General features: G+C 33.9%; 11 protein-coding genes. 8 read left to right on the top strand and 3 right to left on the bottom strand.

Annotation, left to right across the window (positions count from 1 at the left end; genetic code table 11):
* The first annotated feature begins 17 nt into the window (after positions 1 to 17).
* Positions 18 to 1,025, top strand: a complete 1,008-nt coding sequence (locus A3M9_RS0111495) for an electron transfer flavoprotein subunit alpha/FixB family protein (RefSeq protein WP_027309332.1) — start codon at positions 18 to 20, stop codon at positions 1,023 to 1,025.
* Positions 1,026 to 1,034: 9 nt separating this feature from the next.
* Positions 1,035 to 1,880, top strand: coding sequence for a 3-hydroxybutyryl-CoA dehydrogenase (locus A3M9_RS0111490; protein WP_027309331.1), 846 nt, complete (start codon positions 1,035 to 1,037; stop codon positions 1,878 to 1,880).
* A 65-nt stretch (positions 1,881 to 1,945) separates the two neighbouring features.
* Here the strand turns inward: A3M9_RS0111490 and A3M9_RS0111485 are convergent, their stop codons facing one another.
* A complete protein-coding gene (locus A3M9_RS0111485; protein ID WP_035166549.1) occupies positions 1,946 to 2,776 on the bottom strand; it encodes an NAD(P)/FAD-dependent oxidoreductase in 831 nt (276 codons plus the stop codon).
* Complete coding sequence (trxA, locus tag A3M9_RS0111480; RefSeq protein ID WP_027309329.1) at positions 2,776 to 3,099, bottom strand: thioredoxin; 324 nt, start codon at positions 3,097 to 3,099, stop codon at positions 2,776 to 2,778. Before trxA ends, A3M9_RS0111485 begins: the two co-directional genes overlap by 1 nt.
* A 183-nt stretch (positions 3,100 to 3,282) precedes the next feature.
* Here trxA and A3M9_RS14310 point away from each other — a divergent pair, with 183 nt between their 5' ends.
* The 6 genes from A3M9_RS14310 (at position 3,283) to groL (ending at position 9,564) form a co-directional block, all read left to right on the top strand.
* Entirely contained in the window at positions 3,283 to 4,989 is a 1,707-nt protein-coding gene (locus tag A3M9_RS14310; protein ID WP_051350728.1) for an SH3 domain-containing protein, read from the top strand.
* A gap of 98 nt (positions 4,990 to 5,087) precedes the next feature.
* Positions 5,088 to 5,897, top strand: coding sequence for a hypothetical protein (locus tag A3M9_RS0111470; protein WP_027309328.1), 810 nt, complete (start codon positions 5,088 to 5,090; stop codon positions 5,895 to 5,897).
* Positions 5,898 to 5,907: 10 nt separating this feature from the next.
* The gene (locus A3M9_RS0111465; protein ID WP_035166547.1) at positions 5,908 to 6,783 is read left to right on the top strand and encodes a DNA-3-methyladenine glycosylase; all 876 of its coding nucleotides are present in this window, start codon (positions 5,908 to 5,910) and stop codon (positions 6,781 to 6,783) included.
* 11 nt (positions 6,784 to 6,794) lie between these two features.
* On the top strand, positions 6,795 to 7,226 hold the full coding sequence (locus A3M9_RS0111460) for an ACT domain-containing protein (protein ID WP_027309326.1): 432 nt from the start codon (positions 6,795 to 6,797) through the stop codon (positions 7,224 to 7,226).
* Between the two features lie 406 nt (positions 7,227 to 7,632).
* Positions 7,633 to 7,917, top strand: coding sequence for a co-chaperone GroES (gene groES / locus A3M9_RS0111455; RefSeq protein WP_027309325.1), 285 nt, complete (start codon positions 7,633 to 7,635; stop codon positions 7,915 to 7,917).
* 21 nt (positions 7,918 to 7,938) lie between these two features.
* The gene (groL, locus tag A3M9_RS0111450; protein ID WP_027309324.1) at positions 7,939 to 9,564 is read left to right on the top strand and encodes a chaperonin GroEL; all 1,626 of its coding nucleotides are present in this window, start codon (positions 7,939 to 7,941) and stop codon (positions 9,562 to 9,564) included.
* A 79-nt stretch (positions 9,565 to 9,643) separates the two neighbouring features.
* Here the strand turns inward: groL and A3M9_RS0111445 are convergent, their stop codons facing one another.
* A complete protein-coding gene (locus tag A3M9_RS0111445) occupies positions 9,644 to 10,864 on the bottom strand; it encodes a NupC/NupG family nucleoside CNT transporter (protein WP_027309323.1) in 1,221 nt (406 codons plus the stop codon).
* Positions 10,865 to 11,309: the final 445 nt, after the last annotated feature.

Here is an 11,309-nt window from a genome sequence, read left to right as displayed (position 1 = left end):
TATAAGGAGGCGATAGTATGAAAAAGGGTGTTTTTGTTATTGCTGAACAAAGGGATGGAAATCTTCAAAAGGTTAGCCTTGAGCTTTTAGGTAAGGCAAGGGAGATTGCAGATAAACTTGATGGNGAAGTTGTGGCNCTTCTTCTTGGATATGAAGTAGACAAACTCACAGATACTCTAATACACCACGGTGCAGATAGGGTTGTATTAATAGATAACATTCACCTAAAACACTATACAACAGATGCCTACACAAAGGCAATTTGCGAAGTTGCAAAAAAGATGAATCCAGAGATAATATTCATAGGTGCAACCTACATAGGACGAGACCTTGGCCCAAGGGTTGCCGCAAGGCTTAAGACAGGTCTTACAGCAGACTGTACAGGCCTTGATGTAGATGATGAAACAAAGAACCTCCTTATGACTCGTCCAGCCTTCGGCGGAAATATTATGGCAACAATTGAGTGTCCAAACCATAGACCTCAAATGTCTACAGTAAGACCAGGAGTATTTAGCGTCCCCTGTGCAGATTATGAAAGAAGAGGGGAAGTTGAAAGGTTTGATATTAACATAAAAGAGGATGATATAAAGGTTAAGATTGAAGAGATAGTAAAATCAATGAAGGAGAAGATAGACATAACAGAGGCAGACATTATAGTATCAGGTGGACGTGGAGTAGGAAGCAAGGAAGGATTTACATTACTTAAGGAGCTTGCAGATACCCTTGGTGGAATAGTTGCAGGCTCAAGGGCAGCTGTTGATTCAGGATGGATTGAAAAGGATAGACAAGTTGGGCAGACAGGAAAGACAGTAAGACCAAAGCTATACATTGCCTGCGGCATATCAGGTGCAATTCAGCATCTTGCAGGTATGCAGGAGAGTGAATATATAGTTGCTATAAATAAGGATTCTGATGCACCAATTATGGCAGTTGCAGACCTTGCGATAGTTGGAGACCTGTATAAGGTTGTTCCAGAACTTATTAAGGAAATTAAGGCCTATAGACAATCCTGTGAAGTAATGTAGGGGGGATTTATTATGAAGGTATTTGTTGTAGGTTGTGGGACAATGGGCAGTGGAATAGCTCAGTGTTTTGCCCAAAGTGGTTTTAGTGTAGGGATGTATGATACAAAAGATGAGTATGTAGAAAGAGGGTATAACTTAATAAATAAGTCTCTAACTAAGCTTGTTGAGAAGGGAAAGATGGATGAGGATAAAAAGAACAGCATATTAAACAATATAACAAAATCAGTAAATATCGAAGATGCAAAGGATGCAGATTTGGTTGTTGAGGCTGTTTATGAAAATATGGAGGTAAAAAAGGATATATTCAGTAGGCTTGATGTAATATGTAAAGAAGATACAGTTCTTGCTACAAATACATCTTCTCTATCAATTACAGAGATAGCAGCAGCAACCAAAAGGCCAGATAAGGTAATAGGAATGCACTTTTTTAATCCAGCACCAGTTATGAAACTAATAGAAATCATAAGAGGTATTGCAACTTCTGATGAAACCTTTGAAAAAATTAAGGATATATCTATGAAAATTGGCAAAGAACCAATTGAAGTTAAGGAATCTGCAGGATTTGTTGTAAATAGGCTTTTAATACCAATGATAAATGAAGCAGTAGCTCTTCTTGCAGAAGGTGTTGCAACAGTAGAGGACATTGATAAAGCTATGAAACTTGGTGCAAATCATCCTATGGGACCACTTGAACTTGCAGACTTTATAGGGAATGATGTTAATCTTGCTATTATGGAAACTATATATAATGAAACAGGTGATTCAAAATATAGACCACACCCATTATTAAGAAAGATGGTAAGGGCTGGATACTTAGGCAGAAAGACAGGAAGAGGATTTTACACATATAAATAAAGAAATATAAAAAGGTGCCGATTAGGTGAAGGCGGTTTTATTCGCATCTCACCTAACTGGCACCTTTATTCACAGGCATTAAGGGCAGCTATTTGTCCTTCGCCTACTGCCTTTGCTATTTGATATGGCTTTCCAACAACATCACCTGCAGCATAAAGTCCCTTTATATTTGTTTCCATATTCCTATCAACCTTAACGTGAGGTCCATCCACTTCAAGTCCTGGTACAAGTGAAGTTAAAGGATAGCTGTCCTTTAGTACAAAGAAACCGTCAGCAGTAATTTCTCCATTTTCAAGAATTAACTTTTCGGCACTAAAGGAACCTTCAAATCTTAATGGTTTAGAATTTATAACTTCAATATTTTTATCTAAATTTGATAAATCTTCCTTCATCTGAGGTATAAAATATACTTTGCTACATACAGTTGCTAAAAAGTTTGCTTCTTCAATTGATTCGTGGTTGTATCCTACTACTGCTACAACCCTTCCCTTATATAGTGGGGCATCGCAGGTTGCACAGTAGCTAACACCAGAACCTAAGAACTTATCTTCATTTTCAATTGTCTTTTTAAAGTCAACACCTGTTGCAAGTATAACCTTTTTGGCTTCATACATTTCTGTTCCAGCTTGAATACTAAAGTGTGTTCCCATAGAATAAACAGCAAGAACGTTTTGATTAACTACAAAGGCATCTGTTGTTTTAAGATGGTCATTTAGCCTTTCCATAAACTCAGTTCCTGTTATGTTTGGTAAGCCTGCATAGTTTGGAATAGAAGGAGCCCAGAGGATTTTCTTGCTATCCTGCCCGAAAATTATAACCTTCTTGTTTCTTGCGTAGGCATTAATAGCAGCAGAAATCCCTGCTGGGCCTTTCCCGATTATTGCTATATCGTACATTATAGGTTTAGAGCTCCTCTTATTGCTGATTCTATTTGATCAGCTGGCCTAAATCCAACAAGTTTTCCAACAGGCTTACCATCTTTAAATAGAACAAGAGTTGGGATACTCATTATTCCATATTGGCTTGCAGTTACAGGGTTTTCATCAACATCAAGCTTAACAACTTTAACTTCGCCATCCATCTTTTGAGCAACTTCTTCTATAACTGGTGCAAGCATTTTACAAGGTCCACACCAAGTAGCCCAAAAATCTACAAGTACTGGAACATCAGAATTTAAAACTTCATTTTGGAAATTGTTATCAGTTACGTGCATTACCATATATATTACCTCCTGAATTAATATTCTTTTCATATACCCTTAAGGGGTATCCCTACTATTATAATACTCTTCATATAAAAAAATGTCAATATGATTTTTAAAATTATATATAGATTTTACCATAATTTATTATGTAAAGTAAAATTGATTTTTTTTCGATAATTCAAATAAGGGGGTGTGGTAATGAAAAAAATGTCTATGTTTTTGCTGTTTACCTTTATTATATCAATATTTTCTGTTTTTATGCCAAAGGCAGAAGCTTCTCAATTTAAAGTACAAATAACAGCAACAAAACTTTCTATAAGAAGCGGACCATCAACAAAGTATAGGATTGTAGGGTACTATACAAAGGGACAAGTAGTAGATGTAATAGGACAATCAGGAAGTTTTTACAAAACGAATAGAGGGTATATCTACAGTTGGTATACAAAAAGGGTACAGACAACATCTCAAAACAACGTAAGTAGAGGAACAATTTTTATACCTTTTAAAGTAGAGGTAACAGCAACTAATCTGACAATAAGAAGTGGACCTTCTATTATATACAAAGTAGTTGGATATCTTTCTAAAGGACAAGTAGTAGATGTAATAGGACAATCAGGAAGTTTTTATAAAACCAGTAGAGGGTATATCCATAGTGGGTATACTAAAAAACTTTTAAACTTAAAAGAAGGACCTAATGAAGGTAAGTACATTGTTATAAAGGAAGATACTCCTATTTTAAAAGGGATAGATGGAGTGGAGGATGAAAGATATGCAGTTAAGGGAAAGACATATAAAATTCTTGAGGATAGAGGAACATATTATAAAATAAGACAAGGTGCCACAGAGGGGTATATTTTAGCACAAAATGCACAAATTATAAATTACACGCCTAAGGAAAAAATAACGCTTGCTTGGCATTATGTTTATAATAGGGATGAAAATAAGAAATACTACAATATAAAAAATCCAGAAAGTAAATATATTACTAAAAATTCAGTAAGTATAGGGCTTGATGTAGTATCCCCTACCTGGTTTTATATTATAGGTTCTGCATCTAATTTAAACAGTATAAATGTTTTAGATAAGGCAGATTCTGAATATGTAAAAATAGCCCATAGAAATGGATATGAAGTTTGGGCACTGCTTGCAGAGTTTGATGCAGATAGAGCCTATGCGATGTTTACCAATAAAAGTGTTATGGATAGGGTTATAAATCAAGTAGTAGGTTATGCAGAAAAATATAATTTAGATGGCATAAACATAGATTTTGAGGGACTTGGGCTTAAAAACCAAGAGGGACTTATCACATTTACAAGGGAACTTACAAATAGACTAAAGGCTAAAAATCCTCTAATTAAGGTTTCTATTGATGTAACAAAGCCATCAACATCAGATAAATGGTCAAGATTCTATGACAGAAAGGCACTATCTGATATAGTCGATTATATGATGTATATGGCCTATGATGAACACTATAAAGGTTCACCAGTCGCAGGTTCTGTTGGTTCACTTCCTTGGGTTGAACAGGGAATAAATGAAATACTTGCCCTTAAAGTTCCAAAGGACAAGCTTATTCTTGGAGTGCCATTTTATTTAAGAGATTTTAAAGTGGCACAAAACACTAATCAAGCATTTGATTCAAATGTTTTGAAAATGCAGCAGGCAGTAGATATTATAAAACAATATGGAGGTAATATCTACTTTGATAACAATGCAAAACAGGATGTTGGAGAATATTTTGATAAGGATGGTAATAGGCATCTTGTTTGGCTTGAAAATGCAAAATCAATGGGGTATAGACTTGACCTTATAAATAAATATGATTTGAAGGGAATGTCGGCTTGGCAATTAAATTTTGAAACGGATGATATATGGGATGTGGTAAAGGAGAAGCTGAAGCGATAATGCTTCGGCTTTTTAATTTGTAAAAATTCTTTAATTTGAATCTTTCTTAAACAAAACATATCGTATATAATAAAAGAAATAATAAAAAAGGTGATGGTATGGAAATAATATGCCTTGTTGGGAAAAGTGGAACAGGAAAGAGCTACAAAGCAATGCAGGTTGCAAGCTTATATAATATAGATTGTATTATTGATGATGGGTTATTGATATATAAAGGAAGAGTTGTTGCAGGAGTGTCTGCAAAAAAAGAAAAAACAAAAATGGCCGCAGTCAAAAGGGCCATATTTTATGAGGATGAACATAGAAGACAAGTAAAGGAAAAATTAAATGAACTTAATATAGATAGAATTTTGATTCTTGCAACATCTTTAAATATGGTTGAGCATATAACTGAAGCACTAAATCTACCTAATAAATATGAAGTTATAAATATAGAAGACATTTCAACTAAAGAGGAGATTGAAACTGCAAGAAGGCAGAGATTAAAGGAAGGAAAGCACGTAATACCTGTCCCTGTATTTGAGATTAAAAGGAGTTTTTCGGGTTATTTTATAGATTCTATAAAAAACATAATAGTTAGGGATAATAAGAAGCAAAATGTAGAAAAAACTATAGTAAGGCCAACCTTTAGCTATCTTGGTAAATTTACAGTATCGGAAACGGTTATAAAAAATATAATTTCCTATATAGTTGAAAGGGAAACAGATGCCTTAAAGGTTGATACTATTAAGTTAGACAATAGGGAAGAAGGAATTGAAGTTGCAATATATGTAACTGTAAAGGGACTGTGTACTCTCAACCAGCTTGCAGAAACTATTATAAAAAAGATAAAGGAAGAGTTTGAATATATAACAGGAATAAACATTATAACTATAAGATTTATATATAAGGATTTGAAGCTTAGGTAGGTGTTTTATTATGTATAAATTTGAAGAATATACAGAAGGAATAGTTATAAAAAATACAGAAGATTTCAATATTAAACATATATTTGATTGTGGGCAGTGTTTTAGGTGGAATGAGCAAGAGGATGGAAGCTATGTTGGAGTAGCCTATGACAGGGCAGTAAGGATTTTTCAAAGGGGTAAAGATATATATATAAAGGGTGGAAGAATAGAAGATAAAAAATTATGGGAATATTATTTTGATTTAAAGAGAGATTATGGATACATTAAAAGCGAGCTCTCAAGGGATAAAATACTAAAAGAGGCAATAAGGTATGGAGAGGGTATTAGAATTTTAAATCAGGATATGTTTGAGATAGTAGTATCCTTTATAATATCAGCCAACAACAGAATACCAATGATAAAAAGAGCAGTTGAAAATATATCAAGAAGATATGGAAAAGAAATTGAATTTGAGGGTAAAACATATTATTCTTTTCCAACCCCAGATAGTTTAAAAAGAGCAAACATAAAAGAATTAGAGGAATGTGGAGTTGGTTTTAGAGCACCCTATATAGTAGATACTGTTTCTAAGATATACAATGGGGAAGTAGATTTAAATATCATAAAGGAACTTGATACTGATGAAGCCTTTAAAGAGCTAACAAAGCTTAAGGGAATAGGGCCAAAGGTTGCAGATTGTATTCTGCTCTTTTCTATGCAAAAGTATGATGCCTTTCCTGTTGACGTATGGGTTAAAAGAGTTATGCAACATTTTTATCTTGCACCAGATGTTAGTTTAAATAAAATACGTCAATTTGGAAGGGATAAATTTAAATTTTATGCTGGCTTTGCACAGCAGTATTTATTTTATTATGCAAGAGAATTTAAAGGGAAGGATGCATTTTAAGGAGGGGGACAATGCAAAATAAGAAGTACTATGTAGTAGAGGCAGGAGTATTACCTGAAGTATTTATTAAAGTTATGGAGGTAAAAAAGCTTTTAAATCAAGGAAAGTACAACAGAGTAAATGATGCAGTTAAAGAAGTAGGAATAAGTAGAAGTACCTACTATAAGTATAAGGACAGCATATTTGAGTTTTATGAAAACAAAACTCAAATACTTACACTTGCAATGATACTTGATCATATATCGGGTGTTCTTTCAAAAATATTAGATGTTGTTGCAAAGGCAAATGGGAACATACTTACAATAAACCAAAGTATACCTCAAGAGGATTTTGCAATGGTTTCAATGTCCATAGATACAATAGCCCTAAACCAAAATCCAGATGAATTAATTGATATCATTAAGAACCTGCCAGGAGTTAGAAAGATTCAGATTATAAAGTAATGAAATACATAAACCAGATTAGTCCCATAAGGAGTTTTTAGGCTTTTAATTTATATTAAAGATATGGCTTAAAAACTTTATGGGACTTTTTTATTAAAATCAATTATAAATATATAGTTTATAAATGCATAACTTTATAATACTTGGCAATAATATTAGATGTGTATGAATTGGATAATATTAAAATAAAAAGAAAAAATGCAAATTCAAGTGAAAGAAGTAGATAATTAAACTAAAATTACGATAATATGGAATACATAAAGATTTAGCTAATATTTACAGAGTTGATTATAAAATAAAAAATATTTAATATTATAAGTGTGATTAGCACTCGTACATAGTGAGTGCTAACAAACAAAGATAACAAAAAAATTTACATAAAAATATAGTCTAAGGAGGGGTTAGAATGAATCTTAGACCACTTGGTGACAGAGTAGTAATTAAAAAGATTGAAGCTGAAGAGACAACTAAGAGCGGAATTGTTCTACCAGGTTCAGCAAAGGAAAAGCCACAAATGGCAGAAGTTATTGCAGTAGGACCAGGGGGATATGTTGACGGAAAAGAAGTAAAGATGGAAGTAAAGGTTGGAGATAAGGTAATATTCTCAAAATATGCAGGAAACGAAGTTAAGATTGATGGTGTTGAGTACACAATCCTAAGACAAGATGATATCCTTGCAATAGTAGAATAATTTTAAAGGGGGTAGAGAAATATGGCAAAGGAAATAATGTTCGGTGAAGAAGCAAGACGTGCAATGCAAAGAGGTGTTGATAAGCTTGCTAACACTGTTAAAATAACACTTGGACCAAAGGGAAGAAACGTTGTACTTGATAAGAAGTTTGGTGCACCACTTATAACTAACGACGGTGTATCAATAGCAAGAGAAATAGAATTAGAAGATCCATATGAAAATATGGGTGCTCAACTTGTTAAGGAAGTTGCAACTAAGACAAATGATGTTGCAGGTGATGGTACTACAACTGCAACACTACTTGCACAAGCTATAATAAGAGAAGGATTAAAGAACGTTACAGCTGGTGCAAACCCAATGTTAGTTAGAACTGGTATTAAGAAGGCTGTTGACGTTGCTGTTGATGAAATAAAGAAGATATCAAAGCAAGTTAACGGTAAGGAAGACATAGCAAGAGTTGCATCAATATCAGCTGCAGACGAAGAAATAGGTCAACTTATAGCTGATGCTATGGAAAAGGTAGGTAACGAAGGAGTTATCACAGTAGAAGAATCAAAGACAATGGGAACAGAACTTGAAGTTGTTGAAGGTATGCAATTTGATAGAGGATACATCAGCCCATATATGGTAACTGATGCTGAAAAGATGGAAGCAGTTTTAGACGATCCATTCATATTAATTACAGACAAGAAGATATCAAATATCCAAGATATTCTTCCAGTTCTTGAACAAATCGTTCAACAAGGAAGAAAGCTACTTATCATAGCTGAAGACGTTGAAGGTGAAGCACTTGCAACACTTGTTGTTAACAAGCTAAGAGGAACATTCACTTGTGTTGCTGTTAAGGCTCCAGGTTTTGGTGACAGAAGAAAGGAAATGCTACAAGACATTGCTATCCTAACAGGTGGTCAAGTAATTTCAGAAGAACTTGGAAGAGACCTAAAGGAAGCAGACATCACAATGCTTGGACGTGCTGAAAGAGTTAAGATTACAAAGGAAAATACAACTATCGTAAACGGTAGAGGAGATAAGGAAGAAATTAAGGCAAGAGTTGCTCAAATAAGAGCTCAAATAGAAGAAACTACTTCAGACTTCGATAGAGAAAAACTACAAGAAAGACTTGCTAAGCTTGCAGGTGGAGTTGCAGTAATCAAGGTTGGTGCTGCTACTGAAACAGAACTTAAGGAAAAGAAACTAAGAATAGAAGACGCTCTAAATGCTACAAAGGCTGCTGTAGAAGAAGGTATAGTGCCAGGTGGTGGTACAGCATACATCAACGTAATTCCAGCAGTTGCAGAACTTGCTGAAAAGGAAACAGAACAAGACGTTAAGGTTGGTATAAACATAGTTAAGAGAGCACTTGAAGAACCAGTTAGACAAATAGCTGAAAACGCTGGATTTGATGGTGCAGTTGTAGTAGAAAGAGTTAAGGCATCAGATAAGGGTGTAGGATTTGACGCTCTACACGAAAGATACATCAATATGATTGAAAACGGAATAGTTGACCCAACTAAGGTTACAAGATCAGCACTTCAAAACGCTGCATCAGTTGCTTCAACATTCCTAACAACAGAAGCTGTAGTTGCTGAACTTCCAGAAAAGGAAAAGGCTCCAGCAATGCCAGGCGGAATGCCAGATATGTATTAATAAAATATAGGGATTGCCATAAGGCAATCCCTTATAACTTATATACTATAAAAAAGGATTGCCCAAGGGCAATCCTTTTTTATAGTAATATTCCTGCTATTGCTGCATTTAAAAGTCCAACAAGTGTTCCACCAATTAGAGCTCTAACTCCAAGTTTTGCAATATCTGAACGTCTATTTGGTGCAAGACCACCAATTCCACCTATTTGTATTGCAATTGAGCTTATGTTTGCAAAACCACAAAGTGCATATGTTAAAAGTGTTATAGTTCTCTTATCTAATGCACCTGTTTTTACAAGTTCAGCAAGATTTGCAAAGGCAAAGAATTCATTTATAACTATCTTTTGGCCAAGTAAGCTTCCAGCTTGTATTATATCCTTAAATGGTACACCTATTATGAAAGTAAATGGTGCAAACACTCTTCCCATTATCCATTCAAGGCTTAGATTGCTCATACCTATAAGTAATCCAAACTTAGCAATTATATAATTTATTAATGAAACTAAAGCTATAAATGCAAGTAGCATAGCACCAACATTTAAACTAAGTTGAAGTCCTTCAGCAGCACCACGTGCAGCAGCGTCAATAACATTTGCGTCCATCTTTTCAAAGGTCATATCAACTTTTCCCTTTGTCTTTGGCTCTTCTGTTTCAGGAAGCATTATCTTTGAAATCATTAAGCTGGCTGGTGCAGCCATAAGGCTTGCTGCTATTAGGTGCCCTGCATCAATTCCCATTGCAATATACCCTGCCATAACTCCACCTGCAACAGTTGCCATTCCACCAACCATTATTGTAAGTAGCTCTGAACGAGTCATATCATTTACGTATGGTTTAATTAGAAGTGGAGCTTCTGTTTGTCCAAGGAATATATTTGCAGTATTTGAAAGTGATTCAGCACCTGATGTTCCAAGAAGCTTTAGCATTATCTTTGCAAGGAATGATACAACAGCCTGCATTACTCCAAGATAATAAAGTACGCTCATTAGGGCTGAGAAGAATATTATTGTTGGAAGTATTTGTAGTGCGAATATAAGTCCAAATTTGTTTGTATCAATCAAGTCACCAAATAAGAATGTTGTTCCATACTTTGTAAAGTCAAGTAACTTAGTTACTCCTCTACTTATAACATCAAATATTTTTTGACCTGTAGGCCACTTTAAAACTACAAGTGCAAATACGATTTGGATAGTAAGACCCTTAGCAACTAAAATCCAGTTTACTTTTTTCTTGTTTTCGGAAAGCAAGAATGCAGTTCCAAGAAGAACAATGACCCCGATTAAACTCATTAATTTTTCCATACTTATCTCCTTTCTTGTTTTATTAAAACAACAAGTTATAATTTAATACAGAATTCGACAAATTTCAATACATATATAAATAGTTCTAAATTTAAAAGTGTTTTAAATTGTTACACAAAATAAACAAATGAAATAATTTTTATGGTAAATTTAAGTTGAACTTAAATTCGGCAAGTGAACTTTAAAAAAGTTTCTACTTGCCATTTTTGTTTTATTTATGAATAAATTTACATTTATTATAGCATTTTAGACCGTTAGGTCTTTTTTTGAGTATACTTAATAAACCCAAATATTATTTGGATTTTTAAGGTAATTTATTTTTTTATTTTACTATTATGTGTATACTGCTATCATTTTTCTACTAAATACATGTATTTGTTTTTGAATATGAGTAATGATTTTTTCTAATAAGCAATTATTTGAAAAACTTAAATATCTATAATAT

Source organism: Caloramator sp. ALD01 (assembly GCF_000472625.1).
In the GTDB taxonomy this organism is placed as follows: domain Bacteria; phylum Bacillota; class Clostridia; order Clostridiales; family Caloramatoraceae; genus Thermobrachium; species Thermobrachium proteoclasticum.
This window is presented reverse-complemented; position numbering and strand designations above follow the sequence as displayed.